This window comes from Phycicoccus elongatus Lp2, from assembly GCF_000367525.1.
GTDB classification, from domain to species: domain Bacteria; phylum Actinomycetota; class Actinomycetes; order Actinomycetales; family Dermatophilaceae; genus Phycicoccus_A; species Phycicoccus_A elongatus.
This window is the reverse complement of sequence record NZ_HF570956.1, coordinates 2,315,140-2,331,178: the sequence shown is the minus strand read 5'-3', so window position 1 is coordinate 2,331,178 and position 16,039 is coordinate 2,315,140. Positions and strand designations below refer to the sequence as shown.

The window sequence follows — 16,039 nt, the reverse complement described above, 5'->3', positions numbered from 1 at the left end:
GGCAGACGCGGACCAGGGATCGGTGACCGGCACACTTCCCCCATGGAGTTCACCGAGGTCGCCACGCGCCGGCGCATGACACGCCGATTCCGCACGACCCCTGCTGTGCCCGATCACGTGGTCACCGAGTTGGTCCGTCTGGCCCAACGGGCGCCCTCGGCAGGCTTCACCCAGGGGTGGGACGTCGTCGCCCTCACGGATGCGGCCGACCGCGATCTCTACTGGTCCGTGACGACCGATCCCGACCGCGCTCCGGATGCCTGGCGACGAGGAGTGGGCGCCGCCCCGGCCCTGCTGCTCATGCTGGCCGACCCCGCGGCATACCTCGACCGCTATGCGGAACCGGACAAGGGGTGGACGGACCGGTCACGCGATCGGTGGCCAATTCCCTACTGGGACACAGACACCGCGATGGCCGCCATGCTCATCCTGCTGGGGGCGACGGACCGTGGCCTCGGTTCGCTGTTCTTCGGGGTCCCGGCGGGGCGCCACGATGCCGTGCGTTCCGCTTTCGACATCCCCCACGACCGACGGATCGTCGGCGTCATCGCACTCGGCCACGAGGAGCGCTCCTCGCGCAGCCCCTCGCTCGCCAGGGGTCGGCGCCCGGTCCACGACGTGCTCCACCTGGGTCGCTTCGAGGCGCCCGGCGCGTCGCAGTGAGGGTCCGTCACTGCCGTTTGTGAAGATGCAGGGGTCGTATGCCGTCCGCCCACCCTCGGAGTTGACCGAACCTCATGGCCCGCCGCACCACTCCCGACGCCGGCGAACCCGTCGTGGAGCAGATCGTCGACATCGACGTGTCCGCGGAAATGCAGAACGCCTTCCTCGAGTACTCCGTCAGCGTCATCCACTCCCGGGCCCTCCCCGACGCGCGTGACGGCCTGAAGCCGGTCCAGCGGCGGATCCTCTTCGGCATGCACGGGCTCGGCCTGCGCCCCGACAAGGGGCACGTGAAGTCCTCGCGCGTCGTCGGCGAGGTCATGGGCAAGTACCACCCGCATGGGGACTCGGCCATCTATGACGCTCTCGTGCGGATGGCCCAGCCGTTCACCATGCGCCTGCCCCTGGTCGACGGGCACGGCAACTTCGGTTCGCTGGACGACGGTCCTGCCGCCTCCCGGTACACCGAGGCCAGGCCTGCGGCCGCCGCACTGCTGATGACGACCGGTCTGGACGAGGACACCGTCGACTTCGTCCCCAACTACGACGAGCAGCTGACGCAGCCGGGAGTCCTGCCGGCGGCATACCCCAATCTCCTGGTCAACGGCGTGTCGGGCATTGCGGTCGGGATGGCGACCAACATCCCGCCGCACAATCTCGTCGAGGTCATCGGCGCCGCTCGACACCTCATCGCGCACCCGGATTGCTCGCTCGACGACCTGATGAAGTTCGTCCCCGGGCCGGACCTGCCGATGGGCGGCCGGATCATCGGCCTCGACGGGATCCGCGATGCCTACCTCACGGGCCGCGGGACGTTCCGGACGCGGGCGACGGCGAAGGTCGAGAAGCTCACACCGCGCAAATCGGGGATCGTCGTCACCGAACTCCCCTACCTCGTCGGCCCCGAGAAGGTCTCGGAGCGGATCAAGACGCTCGTGCAGGGCAAGAAGCTGCAGGGCATCAGCGACATCAAGGACCTCACCGACCGCAAGCACGGCCTGCGCCTGGTCATCGAGATCAAGAACGGCTTCAACCCCGAGGCGGTGCTCGAGCAACTCCACAAGCTCACGCCGATGGAGGACTCCTTCGGGATCAACATGGTCGCGCTCGTCGACGGCCAGCCCCGGACCCTGGGCCTGAAGGACCTGCTGCGCTGCTTCGTCGATTTCCGCATCGAGGTCGTCCGGCGACGCACCGAGTTCCGGCTGGCCAAGCGCAAGGATCGGCTCCACCTCGTCGAGGGCCTGCTCATCGCCATCCTCGACATCGACGAGGTCATCCAGCTCATCCGGTCCAGCGATGACGCCAGTGCGGCGCGGACGCGACTGATCGATGTCTTCGACCTCTCTGAGGCCCAGGCTAACTACATCCTCGAGCTCCAGTTGCGACGGTTGACCAAGTTCTCACGCATCGAGCTCGAGGGCGAACGTGACGATCTGCAGCGGCAGATCGAGGAACTCGAGGCCATCCTCGCCGACGAAAAACTGTTGCACCGCACCGTTTCCGGCGAGCTGGCCGACGTCGCCAAGGCCCATGGCACTCCGCGGCGCACCGTGCTTCTGGAGTCGGCCGGTGCGCCGGTCGTCGGCGCCACCCCGCTCGAGGTCAGCGACGACCCCTGCTGGGTCCTGCTCTCCTCGACCGGCATGCTCGCCCGCACGGGCAGCGGGGATGCCGTGCCCGTCGACGGCCCGCGCGTCAAGCACGACGCGATCGTCGGTGCCGTGCGCACCACGGCGCGCGGCGAGTTCGCGGTGGTCACCTCGACCGGTCGCATGGTGCGCCTTTCGGCGCTCGAGTTGCCGACGTTGCCGCCTCTGGGAAGCGCGCCGGGCCTCAGCGGTGGTGCCCCAATCGCGGCATACGTCGACCTGAGCGGTGGCGAGGAGGCCCTCACCCTCGTCTCGCTCGACCCGGCGAGCGCTGGGCTGGCACTCGGCACAGCGGCTGGCGTCGTCAAACGGGTGACCACCGACTACCCGAAGGGTGGCTCGTGGGAGGCCATCTCGCTCAAACCGGGTGATCGGGTCGTCGGGGCCGTCGAACTCGCCGATGAGACCCAGGACCTGGTCTTCCTCACCGCCGACGCGCAATTGCTGCGCTTCGCAGCCCGTGCGGTGCGTCCCCAGGGTCGCGCCGGTGGCGGCATGGCCGGGATCAAGCTCGGCGCCAAGGACCGGGTCGTCTTCTTCGGAGCGGTCGACCCGACCGCCGACGCGCTGGTCGTCACGTCCGCCGGGTCGTCCGCCGCGCTGCCGGGCACCCAGGCCGGGACCTGGAAGGCGACCCCGTATGCCGAGTACCCCGCCAAGGGCCGGGCGACGGGCGGGGTGCGGGCGCACCGCTTCCTCAAGGGCGAGGACACGCTCGTTCTGGCGTGGGCCGGCAACACCCCGGCCCGTGCGAGCAGCAGCAATGGTGTCGCCATCGAGTTGCCACCTGCGGACGGTCGTCGTGACGGATCCGGCTCTCCCGCACCGATGGTCGTGGCCGGGATCGGCTCGGCCGGGGTCTTTGCGACGACATCTGTCGAGGGTGTTACCCAATCGTGACCGCCTCTCTTGCCTGTCCCTGTTGCGGCAGGGTGTAAACGCTTTTACCCTGTGACGGTTCCCTCAACGTCGAGGCCCGGCTGGGCTCGGCGTGCAACCAGAAATGGAGGCGGGCCATGGCCCTCAACTCAAAGCGCCGCGCGGCTGCGGTGCTTACCGGCATCGTCGCGGTTTCCCTGTCCGCGGCGGCGTGCGGTGGCGGCTCGAGCGATTCGGGCTCCGGCGGCACCGCCGCCGAGGACACCACGGACTACAGCAAGTGGTGTGACATGAAGTCCGAACTCCAGGGCAAGACGGTGTCGATCTACACCTCGATCGTCACCCCTGAGGACGCGCCCCACAAGGCCTCCTACAAGGAGTTCGAGGACTGCACCGGCGTCACCATCAAGTACGAAGGTGACAAGGACTTCGAGAAGAACCTCCCGCAGCGCGCCCAGTCCGGCAACCTGCCCGACGTCGCCTTCGTCCCGCAGCCGGGTCTGCTCCAGACCATGGTCGACACGGGCAAGGCCATCCCGGCGAGCAAGACCGTCTCCGACGAGGTCGACAAGTACTTCGGAGCCGACTGGCGCAAGTACGGCTCGGTCGACGACGAGCTCTACGCGGCACCGCTCGGCGCGAACGTGAAGTCCTACGTGTGGTACTCCCCGAAGAAGTTCACGGAGAAGGGCTACAAGGTCCCGACGACCTGGGCCGAGCTCATGGATCTCACCGCCAAGATCGCCACCGACGACCCGGCGGCCAAGCCCTGGTGTGCCGGCTTCGGCTCGGGCACGGCCACCGGCTGGCCGGGCACCGACTGGCTCGAGGATGTGCTCCTGCGTACCGCGGGCAAGGACACCTACGACCAGTGGGTCGCCCACAAGATCCCCTTCAACGACCCGAAGGTCGTCGAGGCGCTCGGCAAGGTCGCGGCCATCCTCAAGGACCCGAAGTACGTCAACGGCGGCTTCGGTGACGTGTCCTCCATCGCGACGACCACCTTCCAGGACGGCGGCCAGCCGATCCTCCAGAGCAAGTGCTACATGCACCGCCAGGCCTCGTTCTACGCCTCCAACTGGCCCGATGGCACCAAGGTCGCCGAGGACGGCGACGTCTGGGCGTTCTACCTGCCGGCGGTCGACTCCTCGTCGAAGCCGGTCCTTGGTGGTGGCGAGTTCGTCGCAACCTTCCGTGACGCTCCCGAGGTCAAGGCCTTCGCGGCCTTCCTGGCCTCCCCCGACTGGGCCAACGCCAAGGCGAAGGCCACGACGGGCGGCGGCTGGGTCAGCGCCAACAAGGAGCTCGACCCGGCGAACCTGGTCTCCCCGATCGACCAGCAGTCCGCCAAGATCCTCCAGGATCCGGCGGCGGTCTTCCGCTTCGACGGCTCGGACATGATGCCGTCCGCAGTGGGTGCCGGCACCTTCTGGTCGGAGATGACCAACTGGGTCAAGGGTCAGGACGACAAGACGACCCTCGACAACATCGAGAAGTCCTGGCCGGCAAGCTGACGCCAGAGATTCGTCCATGACGGAAGGGGTGGTCGCCGCACACCGGCGCGCGGCCACCCCTTTTCTCGGGTCCTCTCCCGCTCCACCCCTGACTCACCTGGAGGTGACATGCACGCAGCACACTTGGCGTCCCTCGCGGCGCAGAGCGGTGGCAACGCCGGCAAGATCGGCCAGCTCTTCCTCGGCATCGCCGTCTTCGCCGCCGTCTTCATCGGCATCCTTCTCCTCGCGTCCCTGTTCAAGGGCCACCTCGGCGAGAAGATCCAGGCCGCGGCCTTCGTCGGTCCGACGGTCGTCCTGATCAGCGTCGGCCTGATCTACCCGGCCATCCTCACGATCCGCCGGGCCTTCTACTCCGGCAAGTTCTTCGACCTCAACTTCGGCACCCCCCGAACCCGAGGGAAATTCGTCGGCTTCGACAACTTCCAGGCCTTGTGGACCACACCGGGCCTGCCGGCGGTCTTCCGCAACACCCTCTTCTGGGTGATCCTCGTGCCCCTGTTCGCCACCGGGCTCGGGTTGCTCTACGCCATTCTCATCGACCGGGCCAAGGGTGAGGCGCTCGCGAAGGCGCTCATCTTCCTCCCGATGGCCATCTCGATGGTCGGCGCAACCCTGATCTGGAAGTTCGTCTACTACTTCATCGGCGACCCGACGGCCGACCAGGTCGGCCTGATCAACTCCTTGCTCACCAAGATCGGGATGGACCCAATCGACTTCCTCGGCAATGCGCCCGGGAACACCTTCGCGATGATCGTCATCATGATCTGGATCCAGGCCGGGTTCGCGATGACCGTCCTCTCGGCCGCGATCAAGGCCATCCCGGACGAGATCATCGAGGCCGCCAACATGGACGGCGTCAAGGGCTTCCAGATGTTCCGCTTCATCACCCTGCCGAGCATCCGCTCGTCGGTGATCGTCGTCCTCACGACGATCGCCATCGCCACCCTGAAGGCCTTCGACATCGTCCAGGCCAGCAGCGGCGGCAAGCTCGGTGACTCGGTGCTCGCCAACGAGTTCTACAACCGCTCGTTCGTGACCCAGCAGCCGGGCCTGGGTGCCGCGATCGCCATCGTCATCTTCTTGTTGGTCATGCCGATCATCGTGTTCAACGTGATCCAGATGCGGAAGGACGCCTGATGAGCACCGCAACTCCCGCACCCGTCCCCGAGTCGGTGGCCAACGAGGCCGTCGAGGAGGCCGGCGGCGGCCAAGAACTGGAGACCGGCAAGAAGCGCGGCAAGTCCGCTGCGGGTAATGCCGCCCGGGCCGTCAGCTCGAAGTGGGCATCGTTGTTCGCCGTCGTCATGGCATTGGCCTGGACGACGCCGACCTTCGGCCTGTTCGTCACGTCCTTCCGCGAGCAGAAGGACATCCAGTCCACCGGCTGGTGGAACGCATGGCGGACCGGCTTCACGATGGACAACTACAAGCAGGTGCTCCAGGGCGCCGAGGGCCAGCCGCCGTTGACGGACTTTTTCGTCAACAGTTTCGTCATCGTCATCCCGGCGGTGCTCCTGCCCCTTCTCCTGGCGTCGCTCGCGGCATACGCCTTCGCGTGGATCGACTTCCCGTTCCGCAACGCGTTGTTCGTCGCCGTATTCGCGCTGCAGATCGTCCCGCTCCAGATCGCCCTCCTCCCCTTGGTCACGATGTTCCAGGACCTGGGCCTGGGTGGGTCGTACTGGTCGCTCTGGTTGTCGCACAGCGCCTTCGCGCTGCCGCTGGCGGTGTTCCTACTGCACAACTTCATGAAGGAGATCCCGGCCTCGCTGCTCGAGGCGGCTCGCGTCGATGGCGCCGGCCACGTCCGGATCTTCTTCCAGGTGTTGCTGCCGCTCATCGCCCCCGCGTTGGCGTCCTTCGGCATCTTCCAGTTCCTCTGGGTCTGGAACGACCTGCTGGTCGCCCTGACGATGCTCGGTGGCTCGCCGGAGCTGGCTCCGCTGACGATGATCCTCAACACCATCAGTGGAACCCTCGGCAACCGTTGGTACCTGCTCTCGGCGGCAGCGTTCATCTCGATCGCCCTGCCGGTTGCGGTGTTCCTCTCCCTGCAGCGCTACTTCGTCCGTGGTCTGCTCGCGGGAGGCACGAAGGGCTGATGTCCGACAGCGCGCGTCCTGCACGGATGAGCACAATCACGGATGTTGCTCGGGAGGCCGGGGTCTCTGTGGCCACGGTCTCCCGAGCCCTCCGTGGGCTCGACCGCGTCTCCCCCGAGACGCGCGAGAAGGTCATCCAGGTCGCGGAAGAGCTGAACTACATGGCGTCCCCGACGGCCACCTCGCTCGCCTCTGGGCGCACGGAGGTCGTCGGGGTCGTCGCCCCCTTCCTCACCCGCTGGTTCTTCGCCTCACTGGTGTCCGCCATCGAGAAGTCTTTGCGTGCGCGTGGCCACCATGTCCTGCTCTTCGACCTCGAGGACGAGAGTTACGACTCGCGGCTTCACCTGAGCCAGAACCTGCTGTGGCGCCGGGTCGACGGCGTCATCACCCTCAACCTCCCCATGACGGACGAGGAACTTGCTCTCCTCGATCGCCTCGCCCTGCCCGCGGTCGCCATCGGAACGCCGATGCCTGGCCACCCGTGCGTCCGGATCGACGACGCCGACGCGATGCGGCAGGCGACCGAGCACCTCATCTCCCAGGGCCACCGCCGGATCGCCTACATCGGGGCCGTCCCGGGCAACGTGGCCCACGTCCTCACCCCCCAGGGCCGTCGCCGGGCCTTCGAGGAGACCTTGGCCGCCCACGGCATACCTCTTCGAGAGGAGTGGGTCCTCAACTGCGACTGGACGGCGGATGCTGCGGCCGAGCACACCTCGGCCCTCCTCACCTGTTTCTCGGCGGCCGAGCGACCGACGGCCATCGTCGCGGCGTCCGACGAGATGGCCTTCGGTGCCATGGCCGCCGCCCATCGCCTGGGACTGCACGTCCCGGATGACCTCTCGGTCGTCGGCATCGACGATCACACCTTGTCGAATGTCCTCGGTCTGACCACGGTGCGTCAGGACGTTGAGGCACAAGGTCAGGTGGCGGCCAACCTGCTGCTCGGGGCGCTCCTCGATGACCAGCCACTCGATCCCTCGGTGATGACCTATGTCCCGACCGAGCTCGTCGTCAGGGACTCAGTGGCGCCGCCGCGCTAGCCACAACAACTTCTGCGTGACGCGGAAGTTCGGATGTCACGCAGCTATGTGCGGCCGCGGAGTCAATTTCCGCGTGACGCAGAAGCTGTCTTGAGCCGCCGCGCTGACGCCCGTCAGTTGGTGGTCTTGTCACCGCCGAGGTACTGCTCCGGGTCGCGCAGATACGTGCGCTTGGCGAAGAAGAAGCGATTGGCGGTCCATGTCAGCGCCCAGAGCACGACGCCGATGGCGAGCAGACCACCGGCGATCTCGTACTGAATGGTGTCGCGCCCGGTCAGCGGCGTCACGAAGAACGCACATGTGAGCGCACCGATGATCGGCAGGATGGTCGGTGTCGTGAAATGCCGTCTGTTGATGGTGTCCTTGCGGAGCACGAGCACAGCGATGTTGACGATCGTGAAGACCCCCAGGAGCAGCAGGGCGGTCGTGCCTCCGAGCGCGGAGATGACGTCGCCGGAGTTCTTGGTGACGACGATGATGAGCCCGAACGCGATGAGGGTCGTGAAGATGATCGCGACCCAAGGGGTCTGGCGGCCCTTGTGGACCCAGCCCAGGACCGGCGGCAGCACCTCCTGGCGCGCCATCCCGTAGAGGAGTCGGGAGGCCATGAGCATGTTGATCAGGGCCGAGTTGGCAACGGCGAACATGGAGATGAAGGGCAGCAGTGTCTTGATCGGGACGTCGGGTGCCGCCGTCTCCACGACCTTGACCAGTGGGGTGTCGGTGTCGCCGAGCTCTCCGACCGGCACGATCGCGACGGCGAAGAGGGCGACGAGGATGTAGATGACGCCGGTCATCCCGATGCCGGTGATCATCATCTTGGGGAAGTTGCGGACCGGGTCATTGGTCTCCTCGGCCATGTTGACCGAGTCCTCGAAACCGACCATTGCGAAGAAGGCCAACGAGGTGGCAGCCGTCACCGCCAGAAAGGCCGACTTGTCGGAGGGACTGTCGAAGACCATCGTGCGCGAGAAGTCGGTCTTGCCGGCGAAGAGGGCGTAGAAGCCGACCATGATGACGAGCAGTAGACCGGAGAGCTCGACGCAGGTCAGGACGATGTTGGCCTTAACGCTCTCGCCGACACCACGAAAGTTCACCAAGGCCACCAGCAGCATGAAGCCCAGCGCGATCATGACGACGAGATTGCTGTTGTCGGCGTCCCAGCCGAAGCCCTTGGCCATGTTCGAGGCGAAGGCTCGCGAGGCCGTCGAGGCGGACGTGATGCCCGAGCACATGACCGTGAAGCACACCATGAAGGTGAGGAAGTGGATGCCGAAGGCCTTGTGGGTGTAGAGCGCCGCACCGGCTGCCTGGGGGTACTTGGTGACGAGCTCGAGGTAGGAGAAGGCTGTCACCATCGCGATCGCGAAGGCGACGAGGAAGGGCGCCCATGCCGCTCCGCCGACCTCGGCCGCCACATCCCCTGTGAGCGCATAGACCCCTGTGCCGAGGATGTCGCCAACGATGAAGAGCAGCAACAGTTTGGGTCCCATGACCCGCTTCAGCTCGGTCTGCACCTCACCCTGATTCTCGGCGGTCTCGACGGCCTGACTCATCGCGTCCTCCATCATCACGTGCGGGACGGGAACCCCGCGGATGACTCGTCACTGTGGCACAGAAGGAGCGCCCTTGGCGGGTTGGGACAACGCCCAGATCGTGGGCCTCAGGCGTCGATGCGTTCGCGGTCCAAGGTGCGCGCAGACTCGACGATGAAGTCCTTGCGCGGCGCCACCTCGTTGCCCATGAGCAACTCGAAGACGCGCTGGGCCGCCTCGATGTCGCCGATCGTGACCCGCCGCAGGGTGCGGTGGCGCGGGTCCATGGTGGTCTCGGCCAACTGATCGGCGTCCATCTCGCCCAAGCCCTTGTAGCGCTGGATCGGGTCCTTGATCGTTCGGCCCCGCTTGGTGAGCGTGGCGAGCGTCTTGCGCATCTCGGTCTCGGAGTAGGTGTAGATGAGCTCGTTCGGCTTCGAGCCCGGGTTGACGACCTCGATCCGGTGCAGCGGTGGCACCGCGGCATACACCCTCCCCGCCTCGATGAGCGGGCGCATGTAGCGGTGGAAGAGAGTGAGGAGCAGGGTCCGGATGTGGGCGCCATCGACATCGGCGTCAGTCATGATGATGACCTTGCCGTAGCGGACCGTCTCGAGGTCGAAGGTGCGACCGGAGCCGGCCCCGATGACCTGGATGATCGAGGCGCACTCGGCATTGCCGAGCATGTCGGTGACCGAGGCCTTCTGGACGTTGAGGATCTTGCCGCGAATCGGCAGCAACGCTTGATAGTCCGAGGAACGAGCCAGTTTCGCGGTGCCGAGCGCGCTGTCGCCCTCGACGATGAAGAGCTCGGTCCGATCATTGTCGGAGGATCGGCAGTCCGCGAGTTTGGCTGGCAGAGAGGAGGACTCGAGCGCATTCTTCTTGCGCTGGGTCTCCTTGTGGAGGCGCGCACTGATGCGCGTCTTCATCTCTGCGGTCACCTTCTCGAGAAGCAGGGCCGACTGGGCCTTCTCGCCACGTTTGGTCGAGGTGAGCAAAGAGGTCAATTCGGACTCGACGACCTTGGCGACGATGGCGCGCACAGCCGCTGTGCCCAACACCTCCTTGGTCTGACCCTCGAACTGCGGCTCGGCCAGGCGGACCGTCACCACGGCGGTGAGCCCGGCCATGATGTCGTCCTTCTCGACCTTGTCGGAGCCGACCTTGAGCCGCCGCGCGTTGAGCTCCAGTTGGCGACGGAAGACCTTGAGCAGCGCCTGCTCGAAACCGGCGACGTGGGTGCCACCCTTGGGCGTGGCGATGATGTTGACGAAGCTGAGGGCCTTGGTCTCGAAGCCGGTCCCCCACCGCAGAGCAATGTCGACCCCACACTCGCGCTCGACATCGGTCGGTGTCATGTGGCCCTTGGCGTCGAGCACGGGCACCGTCTCGGTGAAGGTGCCGCTGCCCTGAAGGCGCCAGACATCGGTGACCGGGGGATCGATGGCCAGGTAGTCGCAGAACTCGGAGATACCGCCGTCGTGGACGAAGGTCTCTTCGGTGGCCTCGGAGCCCCGCTCGTCGCGGATGACGATGGTCAGGCCGGGCACGAGGAAGGAGGTCTGCCGGGCTCGGGCGAGGAGCCCGGTCAGGTCGAACTCGGCGTCCTTGAGGAAGATCTGGTGGTCGGCCCAATAGCGGACCCGCGTGCCGGTGATCCCTCGCCTGACGTTGCCGACGATGTCGAGCTGGGAACCCGCGACGTAGGGGGTGAAGGCGTGCTCGGGGTCCTTGCGACCCTGGGCACCGGCCACATCCGAGAAGACGCCCGGCTCGCCACGCCGGAAGCTCATGGCGTACGTCTTGCCCCCTCGGTCGACCTGGACGTCGAGCCGGCTGGACAGGGCGTTGACGACCGAGGCGCCGACACCGTGGAGCCCACCGGAGGCGGTATAGGAGCCCCCGCCGAACTTTCCGCCCGCGTGCAGTCGCGTGTAGACGAGCTCCACGCCGGTCAGCCCGGTCTTGGGCTCGATGTCGACCGGGACGCCACGGCCGTTGTCGCGCACCTCCACCGAGCCGTCCTCGAAGAGGACGACCTCGATCCGGTCACAGTGGCCACCGAGGGCCTCGTCGACGGAGTTGTCGATGATCTCCCAGAGGCAGTGCATGAGGCCGCGACTGTCGGTGGACCCGATGTACATCCCAGGGCGCTTGCGCACCGCCTCCAGGCCCTCGAGGACCTGCAGGTGGTGAGCGGTGTAGTCCTGAGTGGACTTCGTGGTCGCGGTCTTCTTCGCGGCGGTGGCCACGGGCGATGCTCCTGGGGTGCGGCGGGTGATACCCCAGCAGGCTAACCGCGGGCCCTGACAGCCCGGCCACGCCACGCGGGCCGGAGGGTATGCCGCGGGGCCGGCCCCGCGGCATACCGTCACCGACAAGTGATGGGACGCGCGAGGGAATTCTCGGTCGGGAAGGATTCCTCGTGTTTGACTGTTGGTCCGAGGGCACCCCGGTCCCGGGGTGGACGAGTGCAAAGCCTTGAGGAGGCCGATGTGAACGCTGCACTGGCACCGAGCCTGTCCGCTGCCGACCGATGCGACCGGTGTGGGGCCCAGGCCTTCGTGCGGGCCCGCCTCCACGGTGGTGGTGAATTGCTCTTCTGCGCCCACCACGGCCGCAAGCACGCGCCCGCCCTCGAAGGCCACGCCGACATCCATGACGAGTCCGACCGCCTGACCACGCCGGAGCCGACGACCGCCGACTGAGTTGAGCGGCTTCCTGCCCGAGGGCACCACCACGTGGGTGCCCGGGTTGATCATCCTGATCGGGATGCTGGGCATTGTCGTGCCCGTCCTGCCGGGCCTCCTGCTCACCCTGCTCGGCGTCCTGATCTGGGCGATCGACATGCCCGGCACCACACCGTGGGTGATCTTCGGCCTCTGCTGCGTGTGGTTCGCGGCCGGTCTGGCCGGTCAGTACCTCATCCCCGGGAAGCGGCTCAAGGCCGACGGGGTGAGGACCGGCAGCTTGGTCATCGCGGCCCTGTGCGGGATCGCGGGGATGTTCCTCATTCCCGTCGTGGGCTTCTTCGTCGGTTTCGTGCTCGGACTGTTCGTCCTGGCCTACCTGCCGCAGCGTGACGGTGCCGTGGCCTGGCGCCGCACCAAGGCGGCGCTCAAGGCGATCATGACCTCGATCGGCATCGAACTGATCGCGGCCGTGCTCATCGCGGTCACCTGGGTTGTCGGCGTCGTCATCACCTGACCCCCCACCGCTTGCGTCCGCGTGACCCGTCGCCATGGCCACCGTTGACGCGAACGCAACGAGGTGTTGGGGGGTTCTACTGGCCCCGCTCGCGGCGCTCCCACCGCTCGTCCAGCTTGTGCATGAACGAGGAGGATCCCTTGGGCGGGGTCGGACCCCGACCCTTGGTGCGCGCCGCGGCCTGTGCGGAGGCGTCGCCCTCCTTGACCGGCGTGAAGGCATAGGCGGCGGCTGCGACCATCACGGCGAATCCCACCGCGCCGACCCACATCGTGGTGTTGACCCCGACGACGACCAGCGCCAGACCGATGACGACCCCGAGAATCCCGAGGACGAGCCGGCGGCGGCGGACCGCCAAGGTGGTGCCACCACGCATCTGATGGGCGAAGCGGGGGTCCTCGGAGGCAAGGGCCTGCTCCATCTGCTCGAGCATCTGCTGCTCATGCTCCGACAGCGGCACGCGGTCCTCCCTAACTGGTCCCGAGGTGGCAACGGACCGGGTCCGTCGCGGGTTCCCCCTCAGGATAGATCGCCGGGGGGTCGTGAGGAAGATTGTTCGCGAGGGATCAGGCTGGCTGGACGGACCGCCCCCGACCCGAAGCGCGCGCTGGCTCGGTCGATCGCCCGGTCCGCGTCGCGCCAGCCGTGGTCCGGCTCGTCGAGGCGGGCCTGGATGGGCGCCTGCTCGACCGGGAGGAGCTTGTCCATGCGGACCCCGACAAGACGGATCCGGGCGCGTTGGAGGCCCAACGCGTCATAGAGGCCGACGGCGGTCTCATAGATCTCACGGCTGACATCGGTGGGTTCGCGCAGCGTGCGGGAGCGCGTGATGGTCGTGAAGTCGGCAAATCGCACCTTGATGCTGATGGTGCGACCGGCCAGCCCCGCCTTCCGGACACGAGAGGCGGTGCGTTCGCTGAGGGCCAGCAAGTGACGATGGATCAGCGCCGGGTCGTCGAGGTCGTGCGCGAAGGTCTCGTCACTGCCGATGCTGCGCTCGCGCTGCTCCTGCTCGACCCCGCGAGGATCCCGCCCCCAGGAGAGGTCGTGCAGATGCCTGCCGCCGACGTCCCCGAGGGCGCGGGTCAGCGTCGTGAGCGGGGTGTGCGCGATGTCGGCGACGGTCCGCAGGCCGAGCCGCAGCAAGGCCTCCTCGGTTCGCTCCCCCACCCCCCACAGGGCCCCGACGGGCAGTTGCTGGACGAAGGGCACGACCTCGTCGACGGGCACGATGACCATGCCGTCGGGCTTTGCCAGCCCGGAGGCGAGCTTGGCGACGAACTTGCTGGGCGCAACCCCGACCGAACAGGTCACACGCTGCTCATCGTGGACGGTGTCGCGGATGAGTTGGCCGATTGTCGCGGGCGGCCCGAGCCGCCGGATGGCCCCCGAGACGTCGAGGAAGGCCTCGTCGAGCGAGAGGGGCTCGAGCACGGGGGTGACGGAGCGGAAGATCTCCATGACCGCCGAGGACATCCGGGAGTAGAGCTCGTGGTCGGGAGGCAGCACTGTCGCCTGGGGACACAGCCGCTGGGCTCGACTCATCGGCATCGCCGACGTCACCCCGAAGCGGCGGGCCTCATAGGTGGCCGAGAGGACGACGCCGCGCCCGCGGGCCGCGCCGATGATGACCGGCGTACCGACCAGGTCGGGTCGGGCGAGCAAGGAAGCGGACGCATAGAAGGCATCCATGTCGACGTGCAGGATCGTGCACCCGGTGTCGTCCGGCGGACCATCCCCCGAACGCTGTGGGAGGGCGAACTGGCGGCGGCTCATGACGGCCTGACCGTGCCGGTGTCAGGGTCGCAAGGCGACGACATGAACGGCGGTCCCGAGCGTGGCCAGCGACGGGTGCTGCGCGGCCGCGTGTTCGAGCGCGAGCAGGGCCTGCCGATCGGCGTCCGAGTCCAAGGCGCCCGAGGGCACCAGATCGGTGAAGATCCGCACGCCGGTGGCGGACCGGACGGTCAGGCCCGCGGCGTCGACCAGCCCGACGAGCTCGTCGAGGTCGAAACGTCGAGGCAACGGGTCATCACCGCTCCAGCGCCCGGTGTCACTGTCGAGGACCTCGCGCGCCCGGGCGAACTGGCCGGCGAGCGCGCGGGCCAGCACCGCGGCATACCGCTGGGCGACGAGGAGGCTGAGCAGGCCGCCGGGGGCGAGGGTGGCGGCCAACTGGCGCACCGCCGTGGCCGGGTCGTCAACGTGCTCGAGGGTGCCGTGGCAGGTGACCAGGTCGACGGCACGGCCCTCGAGCAGGTCGGTGAGAGAGTCGGCATCGCCCTGACGGGCCTCGATCCGGTCGGCGACGTCCTGCTCGGTCGCGCGTCGACGCAGCGAGGCGAGCGCATCCGGGCTGGGGTCGACGACGATGACGTCGTGGCCGGCCTCGGCCAAGGGCACGGCCAGGCCGCCGGTGCCACCGCCGAGGTCGAGGACGCGCAGGGGTCGACCGAGGGCCTCCGACAACTCCCGGACGTGTTCGTCGACGGTGTGCCACACCGCCGCCGTGCGCACCGAGGTGTCGACACCGGAGCGGCGGCTGGGGGCACGATCGGTCACGATGCTCACCCTAGTGCCCGGAACTCCCGGGGCTGGCGTGCCACAACTTGCGCGGCGCGGCTGCGGCGTCGTCGGGCGAGTAGGGGCCGGTGAAGGACTGACGTCGGGAACCCAGGCCAGCTCCCATCGCCCGTCCGTCGGTGCTCGGAGTGCCCGCCGGCCGGGTGTCGGCATAGGGAGACTGCCGGAAACCGCTGGCGTGGACCAGGACTCGCCTCCTCGTCGAGTCGGTCGCTGCCTCCGCTTCCTGCGCCCGGGCCCGCACCGAGACGTCGAGCGCCGCCAGGGCGGCCAGCGCCTCCTCGCGTCCCCCACCCTGCCAGGCCTCCCAGAGCGAGGAGAGCTCCCAGGCACCGGTGGCGCGGATCGAGACGCCCCGCTGACCGGTCCGGCGAACGACACCGCGCACGAGGAGCAGCCACGAGTGGAAGACGGTCTCGGCATACGGGCCCTGGACGTCCTCGAAGAAGGTCGCATCGGCCGGACCGCTGCCGTCGTCGAGGGTGAGGAAGACGACGCGTCGACCCGAACGGATCGGTGGGGTCTGGGTGGCGACCTTGACCCCGCCGACCCAGACCTCACGGTTGCTCCGCGCGGCCATCAGGTCGCGGGCACGAGTGACGCCCAGGGCGTCGAGCAGGGGGGCGTAGACGTCCATGACATGGGTGGAGACGTCGAGGCCGAGGACATCGAGCTCGGCACGGACCCGTTCGGTGCCGCTCAACTCGGGCAGGCCACTGCCCTGGCGCACCTCGGGACGATCACCGAGGTCGAGGAGCAGTTGGGTGCCCCGCTCGGCCGCCGCCACCACGGGGGCCGCGGCCTGGCTCTGAGCCGCGGCTCGCTCCCGCACCCCGTTGCCCCGGTATGCCG

At 67.8% G+C, this 16,039-nt stretch carries 14 protein-coding genes; 8 read left to right on the top strand and 6 right to left on the bottom strand.

Annotated features, from left to right (window positions below; all coding sequences use genetic code 11):
• The first annotated feature begins 42 nt into the window (after positions 1-42).
• The 6 genes from BN10_RS11225 to BN10_RS11200 all read left to right on the top strand — a co-directional run bounded on the left by BN10_RS11225 (position 43) and on the right by BN10_RS11200 (position 7,859).
• Entirely contained in the window at positions 43-663 is a 621-nt protein-coding gene (locus BN10_RS11225) for a nitroreductase family protein (protein ID WP_010851366.1), read from the top strand.
• A gap of 74 nt (positions 664-737) precedes the next feature.
• On the top strand, positions 738-3,215 hold the full coding sequence (locus tag BN10_RS11220; protein ID WP_010851365.1) for a DNA gyrase/topoisomerase IV subunit A: 2,478 nt from the start codon (positions 738-740) through the stop codon (positions 3,213-3,215).
• 116 nt (positions 3,216-3,331) lie between these two features.
• Positions 3,332-4,708, top strand: coding sequence for an ABC transporter substrate-binding protein (locus BN10_RS11215; protein WP_010851363.1), 1,377 nt, complete (start codon positions 3,332-3,334; stop codon positions 4,706-4,708).
• Positions 4,709-4,816: 108 nt separating this feature from the next.
• Positions 4,817-5,848 carry a carbohydrate ABC transporter permease gene (locus BN10_RS11210; RefSeq protein ID WP_010851362.1) on the top strand — a complete coding sequence of 344 codons (1,032 nt, stop codon included), beginning with the start codon at positions 4,817-4,819 and terminating at the stop codon, positions 5,846-5,848.
• Positions 5,848-6,813, top strand: a complete 966-nt coding sequence (locus BN10_RS11205; RefSeq protein ID WP_010851361.1) for a carbohydrate ABC transporter permease — start codon at positions 5,848-5,850, stop codon at positions 6,811-6,813. Before BN10_RS11210 ends, BN10_RS11205 begins: the two co-directional genes overlap by 1 nt.
• 26 nt (positions 6,814-6,839) lie before the next feature.
• Positions 6,840-7,859, top strand: coding sequence for a LacI family DNA-binding transcriptional regulator (locus BN10_RS11200; protein ID WP_040753207.1), 1,020 nt, complete (start codon positions 6,840-6,842; stop codon positions 7,857-7,859).
• 113 nt (positions 7,860-7,972) lie between these two features.
• On the opposite strand, the gene BN10_RS11195 is transcribed toward BN10_RS11200, so the two are convergent.
• Entirely contained in the window at positions 7,973-9,415 is a 1,443-nt protein-coding gene (locus BN10_RS11195; RefSeq protein WP_040753204.1) for an APC family permease, read from the bottom strand.
• 107 nt (positions 9,416-9,522) lie between these two features.
• Positions 9,523-11,649: a DNA gyrase/topoisomerase IV subunit B gene (locus tag BN10_RS11190; protein ID WP_010851358.1), complete on the bottom strand. Its 2,127-nt coding sequence runs from the start codon at positions 11,647-11,649 to the stop codon at positions 9,523-9,525.
• A 243-nt stretch (positions 11,650-11,892) separates the two neighbouring features.
• On the opposite strand from BN10_RS11190, the gene BN10_RS11185 reads away from it, so the two are divergent.
• Together BN10_RS11185 and BN10_RS11180 are read left to right on the top strand one after the other, a co-directional pair.
• Positions 11,893-12,105, top strand: coding sequence for a DUF7455 domain-containing protein (locus tag BN10_RS11185; RefSeq protein ID WP_040751526.1), 213 nt, complete (start codon positions 11,893-11,895; stop codon positions 12,103-12,105).
• Between the two features lies 1 nt (position 12,106).
• On the top strand, positions 12,107-12,604 hold the full coding sequence (locus BN10_RS11180) for a DUF456 domain-containing protein (protein ID WP_010851356.1): 498 nt from the start codon (positions 12,107-12,109) through the stop codon (positions 12,602-12,604).
• Positions 12,605-12,680: 76 nt separating this feature from the next.
• On the opposite strand, the gene BN10_RS11175 is transcribed toward BN10_RS11180, so the two are convergent.
• From BN10_RS11175 to BN10_RS16925, 4 genes are all read right to left on the bottom strand, one after another.
• Positions 12,681-13,064: a DUF3040 domain-containing protein gene (locus BN10_RS11175; RefSeq protein WP_010851355.1), complete on the bottom strand. Its 384-nt coding sequence runs from the start codon at positions 13,062-13,064 to the stop codon at positions 12,681-12,683.
• A 59-nt stretch (positions 13,065-13,123) separates the two neighbouring features.
• Positions 13,124-14,380 (bottom strand): DNA polymerase IV, encoded by a 1,257-nt coding sequence (gene dinB, locus BN10_RS11170; protein ID WP_010851354.1) that lies wholly within the window; start codon positions 14,378-14,380, stop codon positions 13,124-13,126.
• 21 nt (positions 14,381-14,401) lie between these two features.
• The gene (locus tag BN10_RS11165) at positions 14,402-15,166 is read right to left on the bottom strand and encodes a methyltransferase domain-containing protein (RefSeq protein ID WP_156917217.1); all 765 of its coding nucleotides are present in this window, start codon (positions 15,164-15,166) and stop codon (positions 14,402-14,404) included.
• 10 nt (positions 15,167-15,176) lie between these two features.
• Positions 15,177-16,039, bottom strand: an 863-nt coding sequence (locus tag BN10_RS16925) for an OB-fold nucleic acid binding domain-containing protein (RefSeq protein ID WP_324603524.1), incomplete at its 5' end; no start/stop codon positions are given.